13 protein-coding genes are annotated in these 25547 nt (G+C 68.7%); 10 read left to right on the top strand and 3 right to left on the bottom strand.

From position 1 onward, the window contains the following. Positions 1-3: 3 nt before the first annotated feature. The 3 genes from D9M09_RS10885 to D9M09_RS10895 are packed head-to-tail and all read right to left on the bottom strand — an operon-like array spanning position 4 to position 2851. Positions 4-1050, bottom strand: a complete 1047-nt coding sequence (locus D9M09_RS10885) for a serine hydrolase domain-containing protein (protein WP_121669249.1) — start codon at positions 1048-1050, stop codon at positions 4-6. Then, positions 1041-1838, bottom strand: a complete 798-nt coding sequence (locus tag D9M09_RS10890; protein ID WP_121669250.1) for an alpha/beta fold hydrolase — start codon at positions 1836-1838, stop codon at positions 1041-1043. Before D9M09_RS10890 ends, D9M09_RS10885 begins: the two co-directional genes overlap by 10 nt. Continuing rightward, positions 1835-2851, bottom strand: coding sequence for a M14 family zinc carboxypeptidase (locus D9M09_RS10895; protein ID WP_121669251.1), 1017 nt, complete (start codon positions 2849-2851; stop codon positions 1835-1837). Before D9M09_RS10895 ends, D9M09_RS10890 begins: the two co-directional genes overlap by 4 nt. A 207-nt stretch (positions 2852-3058) precedes the next feature. Here D9M09_RS10895 and D9M09_RS10900 point away from each other — a divergent pair, with 207 nt between their 5' ends. The 10 genes from D9M09_RS10900 (at position 3059) to D9M09_RS10945 (ending at position 25539) form a co-directional block, all read left to right on the top strand. Further along, entirely contained in the window at positions 3059-3802 is a 744-nt protein-coding gene (locus D9M09_RS10900; RefSeq protein WP_162995632.1) for a hypothetical protein, read from the top strand. After that, positions 3799-4374, top strand: coding sequence for an RNA polymerase sigma factor (locus tag D9M09_RS10905; RefSeq protein WP_121669253.1), 576 nt, complete (start codon positions 3799-3801; stop codon positions 4372-4374). The genes D9M09_RS10900 and D9M09_RS10905 overlap by 4 nt, the downstream gene beginning before the upstream one ends. 8 nt (positions 4375-4382) lie before the next feature. Beyond that, entirely contained in the window at positions 4383-5354 is a 972-nt protein-coding gene (locus tag D9M09_RS10910) for a FecR family protein (protein ID WP_121669254.1), read from the top strand. 153 nt (positions 5355-5507) lie between these two features. After that, complete coding sequence (locus D9M09_RS10915; protein ID WP_121669255.1) at positions 5508-18137, top strand: filamentous haemagglutinin family protein; 12630 nt, start codon at positions 5508-5510, stop codon at positions 18135-18137. Next, positions 18134-18859: an RNA polymerase sigma factor gene (locus D9M09_RS10920; RefSeq protein WP_070288126.1), complete on the top strand. Its 726-nt coding sequence runs from the start codon at positions 18134-18136 to the stop codon at positions 18857-18859. The genes D9M09_RS10915 and D9M09_RS10920 overlap by 4 nt, the downstream gene beginning before the upstream one ends. Before the next feature lie 76 nt (positions 18860-18935). Then, entirely contained in the window at positions 18936-19592 is a 657-nt protein-coding gene (paoA, locus tag D9M09_RS10925; protein ID WP_070288128.1) for an aldehyde dehydrogenase iron-sulfur subunit PaoA, read from the top strand. Beyond that, on the top strand, positions 19589-20548 hold the full coding sequence (locus tag D9M09_RS10930; RefSeq protein ID WP_121669256.1) for an FAD binding domain-containing protein: 960 nt from the start codon (positions 19589-19591) through the stop codon (positions 20546-20548). The genes paoA and D9M09_RS10930 overlap by 4 nt, the downstream gene beginning before the upstream one ends. 4 nt (positions 20549-20552) lie before the next feature. Further along, the gene (gene paoC / locus D9M09_RS10935) at positions 20553-22751 is read left to right on the top strand and encodes an aldehyde oxidoreductase molybdenum-binding subunit PaoC (RefSeq protein ID WP_121669257.1); all 2199 of its coding nucleotides are present in this window, start codon (positions 20553-20555) and stop codon (positions 22749-22751) included. Positions 22752-22876: 125 nt separating this feature from the next. Continuing rightward, positions 22877-24514, top strand: a complete 1638-nt coding sequence (locus D9M09_RS10940; protein ID WP_240453611.1) for a response regulator — start codon at positions 22877-22879, stop codon at positions 24512-24514. Further along, complete coding sequence (locus D9M09_RS10945; RefSeq protein ID WP_121669259.1) at positions 24511-25539, top strand: ABC transporter substrate-binding protein; 1029 nt, start codon at positions 24511-24513, stop codon at positions 25537-25539. Before D9M09_RS10940 ends, D9M09_RS10945 begins: the two co-directional genes overlap by 4 nt. Positions 25540-25547: the final 8 nt, after the last annotated feature.

Genomic DNA, 25547 nt, shown 5'->3' on the forward strand with positions numbered 1-25547 from the left:
AGTTCAAAGACCGAAGGCGCGGCGCATGAAAGCGTGCCGCAGCGCGTTGACCCGGGCGGAATCGCGCGTGTAGTACAGTTTATTGGTCAGCAGCACCGCATAGCGGCCGCGCCGGGGACTGATCCACAGGGCCGTGCCCGTGAAACCCTGGTGGCACCAGATGTCGTCCTGCGGCCCGCTGCCTGCCGCCGGGTGCCAGAACAGGCCGCGAGACGGGCTCAAGGAACCCGTCTGCACGGTCAGCGAATCACGCACCCAGCCGGCGTCGAACACCTCGCCATGCTGGTCCGGCGCCAGCATCGCCTGCAGGAAGCGCTGCAGGTCGGGCACATTTGAAAACAGCCCGGAAATGCCGCATACGCCGCCCAGCAGCCGCGTCGAAAAATCATGCGTCACGCCGGCAAGATGGGCGCCCGCCTGCTCGCAATACTCGGTCGGCGCGACCAGCTTGCCATGCGCAGCCGGCAGCGGGCCAAAGCGCGTGGCGGCCATGCCCAGCGACCGCAGCACATGTTCTTCCAGGGCCTGGTCCAGGGGCATGCCCAGCAGCCGCTCGATGACCAGGCCGAGGATCAGGGCCGCGCGGTCCGTGTAGTCGACCGCCTGGCCTGGTATGCCTTCCAGCGGTTCGCGCAGCACGCCGCGCACGATATCGTCGTACACCTCGCCATAGCTGGCGTGCAGGCGGGCGCGCAGCGGCAGGCCGGCCGTATGCGTGAGCAGCTGGAAAATCGTGACGGGCGCCAGCGCATAGCCGTGCGTGTCGGGCAGCACGTCGGCCAGGCGGGTGTCCAGGCCCAGGCGTTCCTGCTTCAGCAGCCGGCCCGTCAGCGACCAGACGCTGATGATCTTGGTCAGCGACGCGATGTCGAACAGAGTGTCGACCTGCATCGCGGCACTGGCGGGATCGGGCGTGAGCCGCCCGGCCGCGCCCGCCACGCCGTCGTCGACGGTGCCCACGGCCCAGGCCGCACCCGGGAAAATCCGCTCCTGCACTCCGGCCTCCGCCAGCGCCGCCAGTTGCTCCGTACTGCTGCTTGTTATCTGCATGATGATTGTGCCGTCCTGCCGTGGTCTGTCACTTCTTCCCCCTGCCAGCGCGCCACCGATTGCGCTACCCATTCGCCCTCATCGAGCGGCAAGTCGTGGCCTGCGTCGCCATGGATCAGGCAATCGGCTTGCCAGGCGCGCGCCAGGCGCTGCGAGCAGCGGTGGTCGACCAATTGATCTTGCGCGCCGGCCATCACCAGCACGGGCATGGCCGGACGGCTGGCGGGGGCGCGGTAGCGGGCGGCCGACAGCAGCTGGCGCAGTGCATTGCAGCGGCTGACCGGGTATTCCTGCTGGTAGCTGAGCCAATCGGCCAGCAGCGCCGGATTGCCATGGGCGTGCCTGCGGCTGGTCAGGCGCAGGATCAGCGCTTCCTGGCTGCGTGCATCACCGGCCAGCAGCTGGCGCAGCAGGGCGCCGTAGTTCTGCCAGCGCAGGCGCCGGTAAAACGGATTGAACGGCCGCATGCTGGTGTTGACGAGCACGCAGCGTGCGATTTCCTGCGGATAGCGGCTTGCCCATTCGACGGCCACCATGCCGCCCAGGGACAGCGCCAGCAAGTGGTATGGCGCGGGGATGCCGCGCGCCAGCAAGTGCTGGCGGCAGTCTTCCACCATGACGGCCACGCGGGTGGCGCTGTCTTCGTCGTGGCGCGTGCCGTTGCCGGGCAGGTCGGGCGTGACGATGCGGGCGCCGGGCAGGGCGCGCGCCAAGGTGGCGGGAAACTCCCCCCAGTGGCGCTGTTCGCGCATCAGGCCGCGCAATAAAATCCAGATGGGCGTGGTCATGATTCGTACCATTGCGCCAGGGCGCGCCGGCGCTGCGCCTTGCGCAGCAAGCCTTCCGGCATCCAGCGGCCGTGGCTGCTGGCGGCGCGCATGAGGAAATCGAACCACACCAGGTGCCGCCGCAGCACGCGCTGCAAGCGGTGCGCGGCCGTGGGGTTGAAGATGCTGACCCGGTTGAACAGCTGGCGCGGATTTTTCTTGACCCACAGCCACGAGCCCATTTCCAGGGTCAGGGGCAGGAACACGCGGCCCGTGTAGCTGGTGCCGTTCAGGTACAGATAGTCCCACAGGTCGCCATGCGTGCGGTATTGCCGGCTTTGCGGCTCGAACACATAGTTGTGGTTGGGGTAGCTCTGGCTGAACAGCTCTTCCAGCGCGCCGATCTCGGCCAGGTGTTCGATCGGCACCTTGGTATGCGCATGGGGAAACCAGATGCGGTCGCGCAAGCCGAAGCCGGAATGGCAATCGAGGGCGATGCTGAACTGGCGCGACAGCAGTTCGCGTTCGACGAGGTCGCACACGGCCTGGCTTTCCGCCTCCATCGGCCCTCCGGCCGCGCCCCGGTACCAGGGCAGGCGGGGGCTGTAGCGCTGGCCGCCCAACATGAACGGCACTTTTTCGCGCGCACTCAATGGCGCGTTGCGCATCAGGTCCACGCCGCGCGGATTGCAGCGCGTCGCTTGCCACATGCCGCCCGGATTGACCAACGGCATGAACACGAGGCGCATGGTTTCCAGTTGCTGGTGCAGGGTGGCGTCCCAGCGCAGGCGCGCGACCAGGCTTTCCAAAAAGGACAGCAGCACTTGCGTGCCGATGCGTTCGAGGCCGTGGATGCCGCCGAAAAAGCCCAGCACGGGCACGTCGGGGCTGGGATTGCCCATGGCGATCGAATACACGGGAAATGCGCGTCCATCGATGGCGATGCTGCAGGGCGCGGCCACTTCCAGGTGACTGCCGCCCTCGTCGATGAGGCGCTTCAGCATGACCAGCTCGGGCAGATTCTTTTCGATCATCAGGCGTCTGAAAGGGAAAGTAGCAGCCAGTGTAGCCGAAATCATTGCCGCGCCCGACGTCCCGCATGGCGAAATTTATTGGTGATAAGCATGTCACGAAGCCGTCATGTTTGCTGTGTAGTCTGTTGCAGTTGACGCAAGGATTGTTCATTGTAAACACCCCAGGCGTCCGCTTTACTCCTCACACGATAGCGACACGATAGCGATATGACAGGCAGCCCGGCATCCGTTCATGTGCTTGCGCTGGCCGGATACCTGGTACTGCTGGGTTTCCTGGCCGCGGTGGGGCCCGTGCGGGCGCAGCCGGCCGACGGCGCCGTCTTGCAGTTCGATATCGCCGCGCAACACCTCGGCGACGCGCTGGACCTGTACAGCCGCCGCACGGGCATCGCCGTGCTGATCGACCAGCGTTACGCGCAGCGCCAGTCGGCCGCCGTGCGCGGCCCCTATGCGGCGGGAGCGGCCCTGCAAGTCTTGCTGGAGGGCACGGGTCTGCAATCGCGCCTGTCCGACGCGCAAGCCGTCATCGTGTATGCCCCGGCCGCGGCTTCGGCGCTAGCCGCAGCGGACCTGCCGCCGGCCGCCATGCTGGCCGCCGCCGACATCCCGGGCGCCACGCAGGGCGGCGGCGACCACGCGGCCTATGTGGGCCGGCTGCAGCGCGTGCTGCTGGGATTGCTGTGCCGCGCCGCGCAGACGCGCCCCGGCGGCTACCGCCTGGCGCTGCAGCTGTATCTGAACCGCGCCGGCGTCGTCGACCGCGTGCACCTGCTCGACAGCACGGGCTTGCGCGCGCGCGACACGGCGATTGCGCGCGTGGTGCTGGGCATGCGCGTGGGCGCCGCGCCGCTGCCGTCGATGCCGCAGCCCGTCTCCATCCTGCTGCTGCCGCAAGGGCCGGGCAGCGAAGTCGATTGCGCCGCTGGCGCGCAAGGAATCTCCGCGCCATGAGCCTGCCCGACCTGCGCACCAGGCTCAAAGGCCACCTCAGTGCGCGCTATGCCGTGCTGCGCTGGCGCCTGGAACGCGTGGTCGGCTGCAAGCACCATGCGGCCGATGCGCTGCAGGAAACCTGGCTGCGCCTCGAGGCGATGGTGGCGCCCGGTCCCGCCGCCGCGCCCGTCCATAATCCCGACGCCTACCTGCTGCGCATGGCGGCCAATATCGCCACCGATGCCTACCGCCGCGACCGCATCATCGTCACCGAGCGCGAACGCGAGGAGCTGATGCACATGGCCGACGAGACGGGCGACGACATCGGCGACCCGGCGCGCATCGTCTCGGCGCGGCTCGACGTGCAGGCGCTCGACGTGGCGCTGGCCGGCCTGTCGCCGCGCCGCCGCGCCATCCTGACGGCGGCGCGCATCGACGGCATGCTCAATGCGGAGATCGCCGAGCGCTTCGGCATTTCCGTGGCGATGGTGAAGAAAGAATTGCAGGCCGCCATGCAACACTGTAAAACGTGCATGGCCGACGCCGATGCGGCCCAGCGCAGTGATGTGTCGGGCCGCCGTAAATATTGATGAATCCCATGACCGCTTCCGACCGCGATCCACGCGACCTTGTTGAACATGACGACACTGCCATCGGCCGGGAAGCCGCCGCCTGGTGGGCACGCCTGCGTGCCGACGATTTCACGCAGGCCGACGCCGACGCCTTGCGCGCCTGGTGCGCGCGCAGCCCCGCGCATGCGCGCGCCTGGCGCGAACTCAGGCAGGTGTGGCAGGCGCTCGATCCCGCCTTGACCCGCGCCGCCGCGCCGCCGCAGGCGAACGTGCTGGCGTTCCCGCTCCGTCCCGGACGGCGCGCTTTTCTCGGCGGCGCGCTGGCGGCCGGCGTGGCCGTGCTGGCCCTGCGCCCGCCGCTGGGCGCCTGGCCGTCGCTGCAGGAGCTTGGCGCCGACTACCGCACGGGCACGGGCGAGCAGCGGCAACTGGCCCTGTCGCAGCAGATGACGGTGCAGATGAATACGCAGACGCGCATCGATGTGCGGGCGCCCGAGTCGATCGAACTGCTGGGCGGCGAAGCGGAAATCCTCGCCAGCGGCGCGCGCCAGCCCGTGTCGGTGGTGGCGGGCGCGGGGCGTTTATTGGCGCAGTCGGCCCGCTTCAATGTGCGCCACACGGGCGATGCCGTCTGCGTGACTTGCCTGGCGGGCGCCGTCGAGGTGGTCTGGCAGCAGCGGCGCCAGACTCTTGATGCAGGACAGCAACTGGTGTACGACGACGGGGGCGCGCAGGCGGCCACGGCCGCACCAAAGGGCGAAGCGAGCGCCTGGCGCACGGGTGCGTTGTCGTTTGCCGGCCAGCCGCTGTCCCAGGTGGTCGATGAAATCAACCGCTACCGGCCCGGCCGCGTGCTGCTGCGCAATCCGGAACTGGGCCGCCGCCTCGTGCGCATGCGCTTTTCCATCCGCCAGATGGATGGCGCGCTGGCGATGATACGCGACTTGACGGGAGCAGAAATGATCAGTTTGCCGGGCGGCATCGTCTTGCTGAGCTGATCTCGGCGGATGCCGGATGCCCCGGCGGCACGCGTATCAAAATATTTTTCAAAAAACATTATCCCTTCCGCCGCCCAGCTACGTCATGGAGGCATGGACGCTTGCGCTAACGCCAGGCTCCGTTCCCATCCCACTAGCCAGGAAACCATTGCCATGACCAAGCTTCACACTGCCCAGCGCCCAGTCCCAACCGTTGACACGGGCGCGCAGCGTACTTCCACGCTGGGCAGCCGCCTGCGGCTCACGCCGCTTGCTTACGCACTGACCACCATGCTGATGGCGGGCGCCTTCAGCACGCCGGCGCGGGCGCAGCAGGCGTTCAGCGGCGGCTGGTTCGCGGCCAAGGGGGCGGCGCAGAATACGGCTGCCACCTCGGGCCGCCTGCCGAATGGCCAGCCGCTGCCGTTGGGCAGCCGGCCCGAGGGCCAGCAACAGCAGGCCAATCAGCAGTTGCAGCGCTCGCTCAACAACCTGAACCTGGCCGCGCGCGCCATCGCCGCGCAGCAATCGGCCCAGGCGCAGGCGCGCCAGAGTGCCGCCGGCGGCGCCAGCGCGCCGAACGGCCTGGCGCAGGGCGGCTTGCAGGTCGACTCCAACAGCCTGACGGCCGGCTGGCTCAATGCCCAGGCGCCCGTGCAGACGGTGGCGAACGGCAAGACGGCCGTGGTGGTGCAGCAGACGGCGGACAAGGCCATCCTGAACTGGGAAACATTTAATGTGGGCAAGGATACGACCCTGACCTTCCAGCAGCAAAAGGACTGGGCCGTGCTGAACCGGGTCAACGATCCGCAAGCGCGTCCCAGCCAGATCCAGGGGCAGATCAAGGCCGACGGCACGGTGCTGCTCGTCAACCGCAACGGCATCGTGTTTACCGGCACGAGCCAGGTCGACACGCGCAGCCTGGTGGCGGCCGCGGCCCGCATCAGCGATACGCAATTCCAGAAAAACGGCATCTACAGCGCCGGCACGGCCGGCGCCACGACATTTACTGACGCGGCCGGCAAGGTACAGGTACAGGCGGGCGCGCGCCTGGCCAGCAATGCGCCCAAGGGCAGCACGGAAGGCGGCGGTTACGTGATGCTGCTGGGCAAGGAAGTGCACCAGGCGGGCGAGATCGCCACGCCCAAGGGCCAGGCCCTGCTGGCCGCCGGCGACAGTTTTACCATTAAAAAAGGCGTGGGCACGGATGGCAATCCGCTGTCGAGCACGCGCGGCAGCGAAGTCACGCCGCAGTTCGCGGCCGGCAGCACGGCGGGCAAGGTCGTCAACACGGGCCTGATCCAGGCGCGCGAAGGCGACGTTACTCTGGCGGGGCGCGACGTGCGCCAGGAAGGCGTCGTGCTCGCCTCCACCACGGCCGCCACGCGCGGCACCGTGCACCTCAACGCGCTGGGCAGCGACGCGGCCGTCACCGTGGGACGGGGCGCCACCACGGCCATCGTCATCGAGGACGATGGCAAGACGACGGCGCTCGACAGCCAGCGCGACGCCATGCGCGGCCCGGCCGCGACGTCCACGGAAAACATCGTTGCCGTCAATGACCGCCGCGACCAGTCGCGCATCGAGATCGGCAGCGCCGGCACGGTGGAATTCCTCGGCGACTCGCTGACCCTGGCCACGGGCGGCCAGATCGCCGTCAACGCCGCCAGCCGCAGCCTGCTGCGCGACGGCGCCCAGCTCGACGTCTCCGGCGCCGTGGGCGTCAAGGTGGCCATGGAGGCGAACAATATCGAGATCAACGTGCAGGGCAACGAGCAGCGCGACGCGCCCGTCAACCGCGACGGCAAGGCCTTGCTCAACAGCAGTATCTGGGTCGACCGCCGCAAGCTGGTATTCGTACCGAAAGGCACGAACGGCTACGACAGCGACCGCTGGTACACGGCCGGCGGCTTGCTGGAAGTGGCCGGCTACCTGGGCACGCAGGGCCATTCCGTCAGCGAGTGGATGGCGCAGGGCGGCACCGTCAGCTTCGGTGGCAAGGATGTCGTCACGCAGCTTGGCTCCGCCATCAACCTGTCGGGCGGCACCCTGGACGTGCAGACGGGCGCGGTGCGCCAGACCTGGCTCAAAGGCGTGGACGGCAAGTTGCATGAGGCGGGCAGCGCGCCGGCCGACTTGCCGTACGCGGGCGTGTACAAGGGTTATGAGGAAGAACATGCGCGCTGGGGCAAGGATGCCAGCGCGTTCTACGCCAATCCATTGATCGCCGCGCAACAGCGCCTGGAAAACGGCTACACGGTGGGTCGCGACGCCGGCAAGCTGGTGGTCGCCACCGGTTCGGCCGTGCTGGAAGGGGGCATCGCGGGCGAGGTCTTCCAGGGCGAGCGCCAGACCCAGGCGCCGCAGGCCCTGCTCGACGGCTACCAGCAGTCGCAGCTCGCCGCCGCGCAGCGGGGGCAGCTGATCGTCGGCCAGTACCAGCCGATGTTCGACAAGCGCACGGGCGTGCTGCAGCACGCATTGTCGGCCGTCATGGACGAGGTGCGCCTGACGCGCGTGCAGGACGGCATCGCCGCCGGCCTCGACGTGGCCGACGTGCTGGCTTCAGAGCGCCAAGGCAAGCTGCTGCTCGATACCAACTTGCTCAACAGCCAGCAACTGGGCGCCATCCGCCTCGCCGCGAAAGGCGCGATCACCGTCGACAGCGCGCTGCAGGTGGCCGACGGCGGCAACATCACCCTGTTCGGCAAGGACGTGGCCATCAACGCCAGCCTGCGCAGCCATGGCGGCAGCATCATGGCCGGCAATGTGCTGAACCAGCTCGGCGCGCTGGGCATGTTGGACACGGTCGTCAATCCGGGCGGGCCAGCGGGCAAGCTGGTGCTGGCCGACGGCGTCACGCTCGACACCAGCGGTCTGCTCAGCAACGTGCTGCGCGACCCGCTGGCCGCCGCCGGCCTGCCGTATATCAATGGCGGCAATGTGTCGCTGCGGGCGAACGGCGACGTGCGCATCGGCAGCGGCAGCCTGATCGACGCCGGCTCGGGCGCGGCCATCCTGTCGCAGGCGAAACAGCAGGGTGGCAAGGGCGGCAACGTGAGCCTGGCCAGCTATGGAACGACATCGGACCTGGTGCTGGGCGAAGGCGCGCAAGTGCGCGGCCATGGCGTTGCCGGCGGCGGCAAGCTGGAATTACAGGCAAACAAGATTTTGATCGGCAAAACTGAAAAACCCGAGGCCGGCACCCTGCAACTGGGCGGCGACTTTTTTGAGCAGGGTTTTTCCAGCTACAGCCTGGTCGGCAAGCAGGGCTTGACGGTCGCGGACGGCACGCAGGTGGACGTGCGCATGCCCGTGCTGCGTGTAGTGGACAATGAAAAACTGGCCCTGTGGATGCCGGAGCAATACACGGAAAACCCGCTCAAGGGCACCTTGACCCAGCGCAAGGGCGCCAGCCTGGCCCTGCAGGTGGGCGATATCCAGTCCGGCGCGGCCGACATGGCCAGTGCCGAGTTGCTGATAGGCAAGGGCGCCGTGGTGAGCGTCGATGCGGGCCAGTCCATCAAGCTGGCCAGCGTGGGCCAGTTGACGGTGGACGGGCGCCTGAACGCGTGGGGCGGCAAGATCAGCCTGGGCGGCGTGGGCGTGGGCGTGGACGTGAACGTGTCCGAAGCGGTGGAAGCGGCCGGCCATGGCCGTTCCCTGTGGATCGGCGACAATGCCGTGCTCGACGTGGCGTCGCGCGCCGTCACGGCCACCGATGCACAGGGCCGGCGCTACGGCAAGGTGGCGGACGGCGGCAGCATCGTCGTCGGCGGCGAAATCGACCACGCGCAGGGCAGCACGTCGGCGGCCAGCCTGTTCGTCGTCGTGCGCGACGGCGCCGTGCTCGACGCGTCCGGCGCGCATGCGGTGCTGGACGTCAATGGCGCGGCTGTCGACGTGGCCAGCGCGGGCGGCAGCATCGCGCTGGCGTCGAACAACGGCTTGTACCTCGATGGCCAGCTGCTGGCCAAGGCGGGCGGTGCGGGCGCGGCGGGCGGCAGCCTGTCCGTGGCCACGGGCACCCCGGTCTACCTGAAAACGCTGGCGACGGACAAGGTGCTGCAGGGGCGCCAGCTGATCCTCTCGCAGCGCCAGCTTGCCAGCGACCTGGCCGACGGCGTGCATGCGCAGGATGCGGCGCAGCTGCTGCAGTACGGCCATGGCCGCTACTCGGTGGAGCAAGTGGCGGCGGGCGGCTTCGGCAACCTGGCCCTGCTGGGCGCCGCCTCCTTCGATGGCGACGTGTCGCTGACGCTGCAGCAAAGCTTCCAGCTGTATGGCGCGCCCGTGCTGGCGCCAGGCAGCAAGCCCGGCGCGAAGGTCGGCATCGCGGCGCCGTACGTGCGCCTGGCCAGCGTCAAGCCGGCGGGACGCGATTTCTATGTCACGCCGGGTACGGCGGGCCAGTCGCCGATGGCCGGCCAGGTCAGCATAGCTGGCGACCTGATCGACGTGCGCGGCCTGGTCGACATTCGGGCGGACGACGTGCGCCTGACGAGCCGCGGCGACGTGCGCTTCCTGCTGTCGCCGCTGGGCTGGGACGGCAACCAGCCGACGACGGTGCTGTCCACGCCGGGCGACATGACCCTCAGCGCGGCCCAGCTGTACCCGGAAACGGGCGCCGGCGCCGCCGTGCGGGCCGGCTATGGCATCGTCAACGGCAAGATTGGCTACGATCCCGCCCACAGCCTGAACATCGCCCGCAGCACGGCTGACGTGCCGCTCATGCCGTATTCCGCTTTCGGCTCGCTGGAACTGGCCGCCGCGCACATCGAGCAGGGCGGCGTCGTGCGCGCGCCGCTGGGGCGCCTGGCCATCGGCGCGGCCGGCTATGAGAACGACAGGAGCCTGACCGTTAACTTGTTGCCAGGTAGTATCACCTCCGTCAGCGGCGCCGGCCTGGTCATGCCGTATGGCGGCACCGTCGATGGCCAGACCTGGAACGTCAACGGCAAGCCGGTCACCCTGATGGGCGTGGGCGGCATCAATGTGCAGGGCGGCCTGCGCATCGGCGTGGACATCGCCGGCGTGGCCGTGGACGTGCGGCCGGGCGCGCTGCTCGACCTGTCGGGCGGCGGCGAACTGACGGGTGCAGGTTTCATTTCCGGGCGCGGCGGCTCCACCGACGCGCGCACCCATCCGCTGGTGCAGGTGGGCGCGAATGGCGGCTTCATCCTGCCGGGCCTGGCAACGAACCCCGTGTACGCCATCGTGCCGGGCGCGCAAGCGCCGCAGGCGCCGTCGGGCGGCGACAAGGGCGCCTCCGATGCGGCCATCGGCCGGCAGGTGACGATAGGCAGCGGCGTGCCGGGTCTGCCCGCCGGCACCTACACCCTGATGCCGTCGACCTATGCCTTGCTGCCGGGCGCTTTCCGCGTGGAACTGAACGGCCTGGCGGGGCAAGGCAGCGCCGGCTCGCTGGTGCAGCCGCTGCGCAACGGTTCCTGGGCCGCGCCCGGCACCTTGTCGATCGCCGGCACGGACATCCGCGCGCCGCTGGCCAGCCAGCTGATACTCACGCCGGCCAAGGTCTTGCGCACGTATTCCCAGTACAACGAAACGGGCTATGCGGCGTTCGCCCTGGCCGATGCGAAAACGCGCGGCATTCCCCGCGCACTGCTGCCTGCCGACGCGAAAACGCTCAAGCTGACCCTGGCGCAAGGCGGCGGCCCGGACACGTTCCAGTTCAAGGGCACGGGCAAATTCTCCACGGCCGAGGGCGGCTACGGCGGCACCGTGGTGCTGGGGTCGAGCAATGTCACCGACGGCGACATTGAAATCCTCGCCGACGGCGCGCCGGCCGCCAGCGGCGCCGGGCTGGTCAGCGTGCGTGCTTCAAGCCTGAACAATATCGGCGCGGCCCGTATTGTGGTGGGCAATGCACCGTCCGTGGAATATGGCCAGGGCGGCAACTACGTGAACTTCGGTTTCAACACGGCGCGCGCCATCTACCTGCGCGCAGGCGCCATCCTGTCGGCGCCGGAAGTGTTCCTCGTCGCCCAGGACCCGGGCAATGACCAGCTGGGCGACGGCTTGATCGATATCGCGCCCGGCGCCGGCATCAGCACTGTGGGGCGCGGCAAGGCCGCGTACGACGCCAACGACGGCTTTATCTACCAAAAAGGCCGCGCGGACGTGCACATGCTGGCCGCCTCGAACGGCTTGCTCAACGTGGCGCCCGTCAGCGGCACGGCGCGCGGCGGCATCCGCATCGGCGTGTGCGGCGACACCTGCACCGACAAAGGAACAGCGAGCCTGTACTCGGAAGGCACCTTGCTGTTGTCGACGAACGGCAGTTTCGCACTGGACGACACGGCCCGCTACGGCACGCGCAACCTGAGCCTGGCCGTGGGTGCCATCAACATGGGCAGCAGCGAGGCGCTGGCGGCGGCCCAGGCCAACGGCACGCGCTCGAGCGGCCTGGCCATGAACCAGGGCGTGCTGGACCGCCTGCTGCGCGGCGACACCAGCACCGGCGCGCCAGCCCTGCAGGCGCTGATGCTGAACGCGGCCGACAGCGTCAATTTCTATGGCGACGTGGTGCTCGACACCTACGACAAGGGCACGGGCAAATCCACCTTGGACCGCCTGGTGCTGACCACGCCGGCCATGTATGGACAGGGCGGCGCCGACACCGTGGCGACCATCCGCACTGCCAACCTGATCTGGGGCGGTGCCCTGTCGCCGGCCGGCAATGTCATCACGCATGGCGCCGGCACGGGCAGCGGCACCCTGAACCTGGAAGCGGAACGCATCGATTTCGGCTTCGGCCCGTTCACGCAGCCGGCCGGCGTCGCCTCGTTCGACCGGCTGGCGCTGGGTTTTGCCAACGTCAACCTGAAGGCGTCGGGCCAGGTGACGGCCAACCACAAGGGCAGCCTGTCCGTCTACCAGGCGCAGGGCGCCTACGAGGCCGGCAAGGGTTTCCAGTACAGCGGCGGCAACCTCAATATCAGCACGCCGCTGCTGACGGGCGAGGCCGGTTCGGCGCACAGCTACACGGCGGGCGGCGCGCTGAAGGTAGCGGCCCCGGCCGGTACGGCGCCAGCGGCTCCCGTCAAGAATAACGCTGCGCTGGGCGCGCAGCTGGCGCTGAACGGCGACAGCGTGAGCGTGGCGACGGCCGTGGTGCTGCCGAGCGGCAAGCTGACCATCAACGCGCAGCACGACATCGCCGTGGCCGACGGCGCGCGCATCGATATGGCGGGCCGCAAGAGCACCTTCTTCGACGTGAACAAATACAGCTGGGGCGGCGACGTGATCCTGGACAGCCGCGCCGGCGATATCGGCCAGGGCGCGGGCAGCGTGATCGACCTGTCGGCCGAGAACAACCGCGCCGGCAGCCTGAAGGCCGTGGCCCTCGATGGCGCGGCCGGCATGGTGGACTTGCAGGGCAAGATACTGGGCGGCGCCAGCGGCAGCTACGACGCGGGCGGCACCATGGTCCCGTACAAGAAGGGCAGCGTGGACGTGCGCGCGCAAACCCTGGGCGCGGGCGGCGCGCCGGACAGCCGGTTCGCGTTGCTGAACACGCGCCTGAACGAAGGCGGCGTGACGGGTGCGCGCAGCTTCCAGCTGAAGCAGGGCGACCTGACGATAGCCAATGAGCTGAAGGCGGGCGAAGTGCAGGTATCGCTCGACAATGGCCGCCTGACGGTGGCAGGCACGATCGACGCCAGCGGCGAGCGCGTGGGCAGCATCCGCCTGGCCGGCAAGCATGGCGTCACCCTGGCCGGCAACGCCGTGCTCGACGCGCATGGCACGCTGTTGCGCGTTGACAGCTACGGCAAGATCATCGACAGCCCGAACCGGGCCATGGTCGAACTGAACGCGGGCGAAGGCGTATTGAGCCTGGCCGGCGGCGCGCAGATCGACGTGCGCCATGCCACGGCAGCCGTGGCCGGCAAGGGCAAGGGCGAATACGACGGCGCCGCGCGCGGCACGGTGGAACTGAGCGCGCCGCGCCTGGGCAGCGGCGGTTCCCGCACGGATGCGGACGCGGCCACCTTCGGCGACATCGCCATTGCGGCCGGCGGCGGCTTGACGATACGCGGCGCGAAATCGATCGCCGTCAACGCCATGCAGCGCTACGACGATGCGGCCTACGCCGCGGACCTGTCGGCCAGCGGCCGCCCCTACCAGGTGATCAACCAGGCATATCTCGACAGCAAGCATGCGGACAGCACCGCTTTCATCGATGCGGCGCTGGCCAACACGAACTTGCGCAATATCAAGCTGGCGGGCCTGGCCACGGCCGCGTATGCCGATGCGCTGCATCTGCGTCCCGGCGTCGATATCGTCAGCAAGACGCCGGACGGCGACCTGGTGGTGCAGGGCGACCTGGACTTGTCGGGCATGCGCTACGCCAGCCTCAATCCGCGCTTTCAAGCAACAAATGTGCGCGGGTCGGGCGAGGTGGGCAACCTGCTGCTGCGCGCCGGCGGCGACTTGAGCATCTACGGCAGCATCAACGACGGTTTCGCGCCGCCGCCCGCCACCAAGGATGACGGCGGCTGGGTCCTGCTGCCGGGGCGCGACATCAATGGCAGCGACGTCATCGTCCCGGGCCAGGGCGTGACCCTGGCCGACGGCACCTTGTTCCCGGGCGGGATCGCGCTCAATTACGACGTGCCCGTCAAGGGTTTCAATCTGCTGGCCAATACGCGCCTGCCCGTGGCCGTCGTGCTGGACCAGGCCATGACGGTGCGGGCGGGCACCGTGCTGGCCGCCGCCGTGCGCGACAGCGACGGCAATATCGTCCACGCGGCCGGCACCTTGCTGACGACGCAACAAGTGTTTACGCCCGGCATGCGCCTCGATGCGGGCAGCGTGCTGGCGCAAGCGGTCAAGGTGCGCGCCATGAGCTGGCCCAAGGGCGTGCCGCTGCCGGGCGTGGCTGGCGAACGCAGCGTTTTCGTACTTGATGGCAACCTGGCGCTGGCCGTGGGCGCATTGATCCCGTCCGGCACCGACGTCAAGCTGATGCCCGATGTGAAGTCGATTCAGCTGCGCCCGGAAGTGGCGGGCAGCCAGGGCAAGCTGTGGGCGATCGCGCCCATGCTGGCCGAAGGCTCGCAAGCGTGGGGCATGCGCCTGGTGGCCGGTGCCGACCTCGATGCGGCTGACACGCGCGGCGTACAGGCGCACCCAAGCCACGGCACCCTGCGCCTGGCCGACAGCCATTACGGCATGTATGGCATCCTCGTGCCGCCGAAAGGCGTGCAGTACTGGAGCGAAGCCGCTGCGGAACTGGGCGTCGAAGGTATCGTGGCGGGCGAAGTCATCACCGAGGAATTCACCAGTCAGTTCGGCCAGACTGTGGCGGAGCTCTGCGCCAGCGACCCGTCCCTGTGCGTGCTGAAGGTGGCCTACGTGTGGACCAAGGCCGGCGCGGAAGAGTTTGCGGATGACAACGTGAAGGCGGGCGACCTGCTCGACCCCGTGGCGCTCAAGTGGCCGACGGTTTGCGAGGAAAAGCCCACCTGGTGCGGCACGGCCAACGCCACGTTCGACTACAAGGCCTCGAGCCTGCGCCACAGCGTGCTGCGCACGGGCACGGGCGACCTGGACCTGGTCAGCGGCGGCGACCTGCGCATGGACAGCCTGTATGGCGTGTACACGGCAGGCATGTCGTCCGTGGCGACGTCGGCCGGCGATCCGTACAACCAGGCGCGCGGCCGCAATGCCGACGGCAAGGTGCTGAGCAATCCTGACGGTGCGCACGAACACCTGGTCGACGGCGGCGCCGACAGCGTGTACCGCGCCTGGTACCCGGACCAGGGCGGCAACCTGCTGCTGAACGTGGCGGGCAACCTGACGGGCTCGCTGATGACGGGCAGCAGCGCGATCAATCTGCGTCCCGTCGGTTCGGACAGCGGCCACGACAGCGCGGCCGTCGGCAACTGGCTGTGGCGCCAGGGCAGCGGCGCGGTCGCCACGGGTGGCCAGGCGCAGCCGGCGGCGTGGTGGATCAATTTCGGCAGCTATGTGGGCGATGCCAGCGGCAACAAGGGCGCCGACAAGCTGCTGGGCTTTACGGGCTTCGGTACCCTGGGCGGCGGCAACGTGCGCGCCGACGTGGCCGGCGACGCGGGCGTGCAGGCGCTGCTGTCCGGCAGCAGTTTTGACAACAATATCAATACCCGTTCGCAGGGCCTGCTGCTGGCCGTGGGCGGCACGGGCCGCGTGCAGGCCGATGGTAGCCTGCTGCTGACGGGCGGCGGCGACCTCGAGCTGCGCGTTGGCGGCGCCCTCAATCCGGCCGGCACGGCAGGCCTCAACCACATGAATGGCGCGCTGGTCGATGTGCGCGGCCACGCGGCCACGTCGGCCACGCAACTGGGCAGCGTGGCGCTGGAATACGGCTCGCAGCCTACCCAGCACGTGCCGCTGGAAACGCGCGCCTACGATGCCTTCACCGCGACGCGCGCCGCGCCGAAGGGCGGCATGACCCTGGTGCCGGGCGACGCCACCTTCACGGTGGCGACCCTGGGCGACCAGGTGTTGCAGGACGTGGCCGACCCCGGCCGCGTGCCTTTGCTCAGCGCATCCCCGTTCACCAGCGCCGCGGGCGAGGCGGGCGTCGGCTACAGCTGGTTCAGCCTGTGGACGCCGCGCACGGCGCTCGACCTGTTCTCCGCCGGCGGCAACATGACGCCGTTGACGGCACCGGTCGGCACGGCCACCGACCTGGCCATCGTTTACCCGTCCATCGTGCGCGTCGCGGCGCCGAATGGCAGTTTGTACTACGGCAAGGCAACCGCCAGCTGGAATAGCGCCAACAGCTATGCCGAGCCGCTGGTGCTGGCGCCATCGCCGAATGCCCAACTGGAGTGGCTGGCCGGCGATTCCATCTATGCGGGCGGTTATGCCGTCAGCCAGTCCGGCGCCGGCGCGGACAGCATGGCGACGCCGTTCAAGCCAGCCTTCGTGGGCTGGAGCGCGAATGCGGCCGATGCTAATCCCGTGACGGGCAACATTTCCAGCACGGGCGCGCCGGCGACGCGCTGGAACTTCCCGCTGTTCGCCTTCGGCCCCGATTCCGCCGCCGGACCTGCCAACAGCGGCACGCAAGCGGCCCGCATCTATGCCGTGAAGGGCGATTTGATCGGCGTCAATAGTGGCCGCATGGTCGCGTTCTACGACGCCAGGCATGCGGGCACCACCTGGTATGAGGGGGCGCAACCGGTGTGGATGAAGGCGGGCCGCGATATCGTCAGCAGCGGCACGGCATTGCTTGAGGGGATAGACGGTAGCGAGAACACGAGCGGCATGATATTCAGGAATTACAGCAACCTGTTCGTGCACAACAATGCGTTTGACGTCTCGGTGGTCTCGGCCGGGCGCGATATCCTGAACAGCTCCTTCAACGTGGCCGGCCCCGGCACGCTCGACATCAGCGCGGGACGCAACATATTGATGCAGGACAAGGGCAGCGTCGTCAGCCTCGGTCCCGTCGTCGCCGGAGATAAACGCCCGGGCGCCGGCATCGCCATGCAGGCGGGCGTGGGCGCCGCCGGCCTCGACTATCTGCGCTTCGTCAAGCCGTATCTTGACCCGGCCAACGTGGCCCAGGCGGGCGTGCCGCTGGCCGAGCAGGCAGGCAAGGTGGTGAAGTCGTACGCGACCGAATTGACGACCTGGCTGAATGAACGCTACGGCTTCAAGGGCACGGCCGCCGAGGCGCAGGCCTTTTATCTGGCCTTGCCCGAGCCGCAGCAGCGCGTCTTTGCCCGCCAGGTGTATTTCGCGGAACTGAAGGCGGGCGGGCGCGAGTTCAACGATGCGGACAGCGCCCGCTACGGCAGCTTCCTGCGCAGCCGCAATGCCATCGCGGCCCTGGCGCCGGCCAAGGACGCCAGCGGCAAGGCCATCGATTATGCGGGCGACATCGTCATGTACCGCGGGCTTTACGCCAAGCGGAACGACGGCGAGCAGCGCTGGGACTATTTCCCCCGCAGCGGCTACGTGCACACCAACTTCGGCGGCGACATCCAGCTGTTGACGCCGGGCGGCAAGCAGGTGTTCGGCATCGAAGGCGAGGCGCCGCCGTCGACCTCGGGCGTTATCACCAAGGGCGGCGGCAACATCGAGTTGTTCTCGCACGGCAGCATCCTGCTGGGCCAGAGCCGCGTCATGACGACGTTTGGAGGCGATATCCTCGGCTGGTCGTCGGAGGGCGACATCAACGCGGGGCGCGGCTCGAAGTCGACTATCGTCTACACGCCGCCCAAGCGCGTGTATGACAACTGGGGCAACGTGACCCTGTCGTCCGACGTGCCGAGCACGGGCGCCGGCATCGCCACCCTGGCGCCGATCGCGGAAGTGCCGGCCGGCGATGTCGACTTGCTGGCGCCGCTGGGCACCATCGACGCGGGCGAGGCGGGCATCCGCGTCTCGGGCAGCGTCAACCTGGCCGCGCTGACGGTGGTGAACGCGGCGAACATCCAGGTCAAGGGCGAAGCCAAGGGCATGCCGACGGTGGCGTCCGTCAACGTGGCCGCCATGACGAACGCCAGCGCGGCCGCCACGCAGGCCACGGCCGCCGCGCAGGACGTGGTGCAGCGCGAGCGCGCCGCCACCCGTGCCGCGCAGCCGTCCGTGTTCACGGTGCGCGTGCTGGGCTTTGGCAACGACGCACCGCCCGACAGCGCGCAAGCGGCGCCGCAGGATGGCGCGCGCACCGAGGCGGCCGACTACAACCCGCGCAGCGCCGTGCGCGTGCTGGGTCTGGGCACGCTGCCGGAATCGGCCACGCGCCAGCTGACGGCGCAAGAGCGCAGCAGGTTGTCGCCATGATGGCCGGCATGGCTGGCGCCTTGCCCTTGCGCATGACAGGTGCCATGCGGCAGGCAGGCATGGCCTGGTACCGGCCCGCCATCCGGCCCCGCATGCAGGCGGCCAATGATATGGCGCCCGTGTCAACGCCGGCGCCGGGGCAGGGCGCAAGGCTGCAGGCGGTGCTGGAAGGCAATTACGCGGCCCTGCACCGGCGCCTGGCGCGCCACCTGGGCTGCGCCGAGCTGGCCAGCGACAGCCTGCACGACGCCTGGCTGCGCCTGGGCGCGCTGACGGCCGGGGACGGCGCGGCGCTGGCGCACAGCCCCGTCGCCTATGTGTTTCGCGTGGCGTGCAACGCGGCCATGGACAGTCTGCGGCGCAATCGCGCCTGGCTGTATGCGGACGAGGAGGATGGCGTCGCAGGCCTCGTCGATTTCCTCGCCGATACGGCGGCGGGACCGGAGCGCCTGGCCGAGCTGCATGCCGACGTGCGGCGGCTGGCGCAAGCCGTCGACTTGCTGCCGCGGCGCCACCGGCAGGTGCTCGAAGCGCTGCGCGTGGATGAGCTGACCCGCCAGGAAGTGGCCGAGCGGCACGACATGTCGCTGCGCAACGTCGATACGGCCTTGCGCCAGGCGCTCGACCATTGCGCCCGCCACACGGGCTACGCGGCGCAGGGCGGCGTCGGCACGACCCGGCGCAGCTTGAGGCTGAACGTTCGTTCGCGTACAGACGCTTAGGCATCCGGCGGCCAGACTGCTGCTTCGGGCCTGCATGCGCCCACCCAGCCAGTCCACAGCCAGGAGGAAGCGCGAGATGACAGACTCTAATCACATCAATGCCGGCAGGCGCGGCTTGCTGATCGCCGGTGCGCTGTCGGCCACGGCGGTGGCCGTGCCCGGCGTGACGGGGGCAGCCGAAGCGGCCCATGGCGCGGCCCAATCCGGACATGTGCCGCCCGTCCTGATGAAAGTCGGCCTGAACGTCAACGGCCGGCGCCACAGCCTGGAACTCGACACGCGCACCACCTTGCTCGACGCTTTGCGCGAACATTTGCAACTGACGGGAACCAAAAAGGGCTGCGACCACGGCCAGTGCGGCGCCTGCACCGTCATGCTCGACGGCCAGCGCATCAATGCCTGTCTGACCCTGGCCGTGATGCATGACGGCGCCAGGGTCACCACCATCGAAGGGCTGGGCACGCCGGAGAAACTGCATCCGATGCAGGCCGCCTTCATCGCGCATGACGGTTATCAATGCGGCTACTGCACCCCGGGGCAGATCTGTTCGGCCGTCGCCGCGCTGGGCGAGATCCGCCAGGGCATCCCCAGCCACGTCAGCGCGGACCTGAACGCGGCCCCGCAAGCGACGCCCGAAGAATTGCGCGAACGCATGAGCGGCAATATTTGCCGCTGCGGCGCCTATTCCAACATCATCGAAGCCATTACCGAGGTGGCGGGGAGGCCCGCATGAGAGTGTTCAGCTATCAAAAGCCCGCCACGCCGGCCGAAGCGGCGGCGGCCGCCTTGACTACGCCGGGCGCCCGCTTCATCGCGGGCGGCACGAATCTGCTCGATCTGATGAAACTGGAAATCGAAACGCCCGCGCATTTGATCGACGTCAATGGCCTCGCGCTGGACAAGGTGGAGACGACGAAGGACGGCGGCTTGCGCATCGGCGCCCTCGTGCGCAACACGGCCCTGGCCGCGCACGCCACGGTGCGGCGCGACTATGCCGTGCTGTCGCGCGCCTTGCTGGCCGGGGCCTCGGCGCAATTGCGCAACAAGGCGACGACGGCCGGCAACCTTCTGCAGCGCACGCGCTGCCCGTATTTCTATGACACGAACCAGGCGTGCAACAAGCGCGTGCCGGGCAGCGGCTGCTCGGCCATAGCCGGCTTCAGCCGGCCGCTGGCCATTCTGGGCGGCAGCGAGGCGTGCATCGCCACGCACCCAAGCGACATGGCCGTGGCCATGCGCGTGCTCGACGCCGGCATCGACACGGTGCGGGCCGACGGCAGCACGCGCAGCATCCCCATCGCCGACTTTTACCGCTTGCCGGGCAGTACGCCGCAGCTGGAAACGATGCTGCAGCCGGGCGAATTGATCACCAGCGTGACCTTGCCCCGGCCTATCGGCGGCACGCACGTCTACCGCAAGGTGCGCGACCGCGCCTCGTATGCGTTCGCGCTGGTGTCTGTCGCGGCGATCATCTTGCCCGATGGCACCGGCAGGCTGGCCCTGGGCGGCGTCGCGCCGCAGCCGTGGCGGCTTGCCGCCGCCGAGCAGGCCATGCCCGCTGGCGCGGCCGCCGTCAGCGAACGCCTGCTGGCCGGCGCCAGGCCGACGGCCGATAACGGCTTCAAGCTGATCCTGGCGCAGCGCACCGTGGCGTCCGTCCTGGCGCAAGCACCAGCGAAGAAAGGCTAGGGCCATGAAATTCACGACACCTGCGACCACCAATCCCATCGACCAGCTGAAAGTCGTGGGCCGCCCCACGGACCGCATCGACGGCCCCCTGAAAACCACGGGCACGGCGCCGTACGCGTATGAACAGAACAAGGCCGCGCCGCATGCCGCCTACGGCCACGTCGTCGGCGCGGCGATTGCCAAGGGGCGCATCGCTTCGATCGACACCAGCGCCGCGCGCCGCGCGCCCGGCGTGCTGGCCGTGGTGACGGCGGAATCGGCGGGCAAGCTGGGCAAAGGCAAGATGAACACGGCGAAGCTGCTGGGCGGGCCGGACATCGAGCATTACCACCAGGCCATCGCGCTGGTGGTGGCGGAAACGTTCGAGCAAGCGCGTTCGGCCGCGCAGTTGCTCGATGTCAAGTATATCGAGCAGCCGGGCGCCTTCGATTTGGCCAAAGCAAAGGGCACGGCGGCCAAGCCGAAGGACGGCAAGCCCGACAGCAAGACGGGGAACTTCGCCGGCGCCTTTGCCCATGCCCCCGTGCGCCTGGACGCGACCTATACGACGCCTGACCAGTCGCACGCCATGATGGAGCCGCACGCCTCGATTGCCGCCTGGGAGGGGGATAAATTGACGGTGTGGACGGCGAACCAGATGGTGGACTGGGGCCGGGGCGACTTGGCGCGCACCCTGGGAATGCCGAAGGAGAAGGTGCGCATCGTCTCGCCCTACATCGGCGGCGGCTTCGGCGGCAAGCTGTTCGTGCGCGCCGAAGCGTTGCTGGCGGCCCTGGGTGCGCGCGCGGCGCAGCGTCCCGTCAAGGTGGCCCTGACGCGGCCCATGATGATCAACAACACGACGCACCGGCCCGCCACCATCCAGCGCCTGCGCATCGGTGCCACGCGCGACGGCAAGATCACGGCCATCGGCCATGAATCGTGGTCGGGCGACCTGAAGGGCGGTCAGCCGGAAACGGCCGTGATGCAGACGCGCCTGCTGTACGCGGGGGCCAACCGCATGACGGCCATGCGCCTGGCCGTGCTCGACTTGCCAGAAGGCAACGCCATGCGCGCGCCGGGCGAGGCGCCGGGGCTGATGGCGCTGGAAATCGCCATGGACGAGCTGGCGGAGAAATTGAACATGGACCCCATCGTCGTGCGCATCCTGAACGACACCAGGGTGGACCCGGAAAAACCGGGCAGACCGTTTTCCCAGCGCCGCCTGATCGACTGCCTGCGCACGGGCGCCGTGGAATTCGGCTGGAAAGAGAGAGCAGCCCAGCCGGGCATGCGGCGCGACGGCCGCTGGCTCGTGGGCATGGGCGTGGCGGCCGCTTTCCGCAACAACCTCGTCATGCAGTCCGCCGCCCGGGTGCGTCTCGATGGCAACGGCATCGTGACCGTCGAGACGGACATGACGGATATCGGCACGGGCAGCTATACGATCATCGCGCAGACGGCGGCGGAAATGCTGGGCGTGACCTTGAACCGGGTCGTCGTGCGCCTGGGCGACTCGGATTTTCCCGTCTCGGCCGGTTCGGGCGGGCAGTGGGGCGGCAACAGCTCGACGGCCGGCGTGTACGCGGCCTGCGTGCGCCTGCGCCAGGCCATCGCCGGCAAGCTGGGCTTCGACGAGAAAGAGGCGCGCTTTTCCGATGGCCAAGTCAGCCAGGGCGAACGCAGCGTGCCGCTCGCGGCCGCCGCCTTGCATGGCGACGTCGTCGCGGAAGACCATATGGAATACGGCGAGCTCGATAAAAAATTCCAGCAATCGACGTTCGGCGCCCATTTCGTCGAAGTGGGCGTGGACAGCGACACGGGCGAAGTACGCGTGCGCCGCATGCTGGCCGTGTGCGCGGCCGGCCGCATCCTGAACCCGAAAGCGGCGCGCAGCCAGGTGATCGGCGCCATGACCATGGGCGTGGGCGCGGCCCTGATGGAGGAACTGGTGGTCGACCAGCGCCGCGGCTTCTTCGTCAACCACGACCTGGCCGGCTACGAAGTGCCCGTGCACGCCGACATCCCGCACCAGGACGTGATCTTTCTCGACGAAACGGATCCCATGTCCTCGCCCATGAAAGCCAAGGGCGTGGGCGAGCTGGGCATCTGCGGCGTGGCGGCGGCCGTCGCCAACGCCGTCTACAACGCGACGGGCGTGCGCGTGCGCGACTATCCGCTGACCCTCGACAAGTTGCTGCGCGGGCTGCCCGTCATGAGCTGACATCTGCCCGGCGCCGGCGCGCGCGTGACAAAGCGTGTATTTTTGGTAATTTCCAGATGCTATGCTCGGAACGCATGCTGCGGGGCAAGTTCCCTCTCCGCAAGGCCATGCCGCCAGGAGAATGCATGAACAGATCATCAATGCCGCCCCGGATACTGATCGTCGATGACGAGCTGGCGCACGTGCGCGCCCTGTGCGACACCTTGCGCGGCCAGGCGTACGACACGACGGGGCTCGCTTCGGGCGAGGCGGCGCTGGCCCTGCTGGCCGTCGAATCGTTCGACCTGCTGCTGGTCGACCTGATGATGCCGGGCATGAACGGCATCGCCGTGGTGGAAGCGGCGCGCAAGATCGATCCGGACCTGGCCTGCATCATCATGACGGGCGAAGGCACGATCGCCTCGGCCGTGCAAGCGATGAAGGCGGGCGCGCTCGATTACGTCGTCAAGCCGTTCAAGGTGTCGGGCATCCTGCTGATACTGGCGCGGGCGCTGGAGACGCGCCAGCTGCGCATCGCCAATGCGCGCCTGGAACTGCTGCTGCGCCAGCACACGGCCGAACTCGACGCCATGAACCGGGATTTGCGGCTGGCCCGCGAAGTGGCCGAGCGGGCAAGCGAGGAAAAGACCAATTTCCTGGCCAGCATGAGCCACGAGCTGCGCACGCCGCTCAACGCCATCCTGGGCTTTTCGCAGATGCTCACGTCCGATTCCATCCCCTCGACGGCGCAGGAAAAGAAAACCTTTGCCTCGCACATCTTCGGCGCCGGCCGGCATTTGCTGACCTTGATCAACGATATCCTCGACATCGCCAAAATCGAGTCGGGCAATATGGCGCTGTCGATGGAGTCCGTGGGCCTGGCCGGCATTTACCACGAATGCTGGCAAATGATGGAGCCGCTGGCGCGCAAGCGCGGCATCACCTTGACGTTCGTCGAAGCGGGCAGCGTGCACGTGCTGGCCGACCGCACGCGCCTCAAGCAGGTGCTGCTCAACCTGCTGTCGAACGCCGTCAAGTACAACCGCGATCAGGGCGAGATCCACGTTGATTGCCAGCCCGTCGATGCACGGCAGCTGCGCCTGTCCGTGCGTGACACGGGCGGCGGGCTGAGCGCCGCGCAGCTGGAGGTGCTGTTCCAGCCCTTCAACCGCCTGGGACGCGATGGGCGCGACGAGGAGGGCACGGGCCTGGGGCTGGTGGTCAGCAAGCGCCTGGCCGAAGCCATGCAGGCGACCATAGGCGTGACCAGCACGCCCGGGCGCGGCAGCACTTTCTGGCTCGATATCGACAGTTGCCCCGCGCGCTACCCGCTGCAGGAAAGCCCGCGCCTGTCGGCCCTTGCCCGGCCCGCTGAATCGATGCCCCTGCCGGAGCGCAAGACGCTGCTGTATGTGGAAGACAATCCCCTGAACGTGACCCTGGTGGCGGGCTTGGTGCATTTTCGCCCCGATCTCGACCTGCTGTCTGCCGGCGACGGGCAGACGGGCCTGGACATGGCGCGCCGCCACCTGCCGCAGCTGATACTGATGGATTGCGACTTGCCCGACATCAGCGGCACGCAAGTCATGCAGCTGCTGCGTGCCGATGCCCGCACCGCGCATATCCCCGTCATCGCGCTGACGGCCGTGGCCGGACCCGGCGATATCCGCCAGGGGCTGGCGGCGGGTTTTTTCCGCTATCTGACCAAGCCGATCGACGTGGCGGCGTTTTCCGAGGCCGTCAACAGCGCGCTGGAGTCGGCCACGGCGCAGTGCAGCGCATGAACGGCCCGGCACCGGCGCGGCGGGCGGTCTGGCTGGCGGCCGCACTGCCGCTGCTGGCGCTGGCCGCCGTGGCCGTCTGGCGGCTCGCTGCCCGTCCCGCGCCGCCGCCCGGCCCCGTGGAAGTGCTGCGCCTGGCCGTGAATGCGGAGTACGTGGGCAGCTGCCCCGTGCTGGCCGCGCGCGGGCACGGTTATTTCGCGCGCGAAGGCATCGACGCGCTGCTGCAGCCGTATTCGTCGGGCAAGGCCTCGCTGGAAGCCGTGCTGCAGGGCAAGGCCGACCTGAGCACGGTGTCCGATATTCCTGTGGTGCTGGCCAGCCTGCAGAACCAGTCCGTCGTCATCATCGCCAGCATCTTCGAGGCCGAGCGCGACCACGGCATCGTGGGGCGCCTGGACCGCGGCGTGTCCACGCCCGCGAGCCTGAAGGGCAAGCGCATCGGCGTCACGTTGGGCACATCCGGCCAGTTCACGCTCGAGGCCTTTTTGAACCGCCAGAAGCTGCTGCCCGCCGAAGTCACCTTGCGCAATTACGCGCCGGACCAGCTGGCCGGGGCGCTGGCGCGGGGCGAGGTCGATGCGGCGGCAGGCTGGGAACCGTTCCTGACGGGCATGACGCACGCCATTGCCGGCAATGCGGCCATCTTCTATGGCGAAGACGTGTATGCGGGCCTGTTCAACGTGGCCGGCACGGGCGGCTATGTGCGCAGCCACCCGGCGGCGATGCGCAAGGTGCTGCGCGCACTGATCGCCGGCGCGCGCTTTTGCCGGGATGAGCCCGATGCCGCGCGCGCGCTGTTTGCCAAGGCGTCGGCCAGCGAGGCGCAGCGCCTGCAGGCAGCCTGGCACGGTTATCAGTTCGGCATCGTGCTCGACCAGCGCTTGCTGCTGGCGCTGGAAGACGAGGCGCGCTGGGCCATCAAGAACCGCCTGGCCGGGAACGGCGAGATGCCGAACTTCCTCGATGCCGTCTACCTGGACGGCCTGGAAGCCGTGGCGCCGTCGGCCGTGACGGTCATCCATTGAGAAGGCCA

The sequence above is a fragment of the Janthinobacterium agaricidamnosum genome, from assembly GCF_003667705.1.
Classification (GTDB): domain Bacteria; phylum Pseudomonadota; class Gammaproteobacteria; order Burkholderiales; family Burkholderiaceae_D; genus Janthinobacterium.

Bases quoted from the DNA above. Each gene is read 5' to 3' on its own strand.
- D9M09_RS10885 (WP_121669249.1), bottom strand. From the start codon at position 1,050: ATGCAGATAACAAGCAGCAGTACGGAGCAACTGGCGGCGCTGGCGGAG.
- D9M09_RS10890 (WP_121669250.1), bottom strand. From the start codon at position 1,838: ATGACCACGCCCATCTGGATTTTATTGCGCGGCCTGATGCGCGAACAG.
- D9M09_RS10895 (WP_121669251.1), bottom strand. From the start codon at position 2,851: ATGATCGAAAAGAATCTGCCCGAGCTGGTCATGCTGAAGCGCCTCATC.
- D9M09_RS10900 (WP_162995632.1), top strand. From the start codon at position 3,059: ATGACAGGCAGCCCGGCATCCGTTCATGTGCTTGCGCTGGCCGGATAC.
- D9M09_RS10905 (WP_121669253.1), top strand. From the start codon at position 3,799: ATGAGCCTGCCCGACCTGCGCACCAGGCTCAAAGGCCACCTCAGTGCG.
- D9M09_RS10910 (WP_121669254.1), top strand. From the start codon at position 4,383: ATGACCGCTTCCGACCGCGATCCACGCGACCTTGTTGAACATGACGAC.
- D9M09_RS10915 (WP_121669255.1), top strand. From the start codon at position 5,508: ATGACCAAGCTTCACACTGCCCAGCGCCCAGTCCCAACCGTTGACACG.
- D9M09_RS10920 (WP_070288126.1), top strand. From the start codon at position 18,134: ATGATGGCCGGCATGGCTGGCGCCTTGCCCTTGCGCATGACAGGTGCC.
- paoA (WP_070288128.1), top strand. From the start codon at position 18,936: ATGACAGACTCTAATCACATCAATGCCGGCAGGCGCGGCTTGCTGATC.
- D9M09_RS10930 (WP_121669256.1), top strand. From the start codon at position 19,589: ATGAGAGTGTTCAGCTATCAAAAGCCCGCCACGCCGGCCGAAGCGGCG.
- paoC (WP_121669257.1), top strand. From the start codon at position 20,553: ATGAAATTCACGACACCTGCGACCACCAATCCCATCGACCAGCTGAAA.
- D9M09_RS10940 (WP_240453611.1), top strand. From the start codon at position 22,877: ATGAACAGATCATCAATGCCGCCCCGGATACTGATCGTCGATGACGAG.
- D9M09_RS10945 (WP_121669259.1), top strand. From the start codon at position 24,511: ATGAACGGCCCGGCACCGGCGCGGCGGGCGGTCTGGCTGGCGGCCGCA.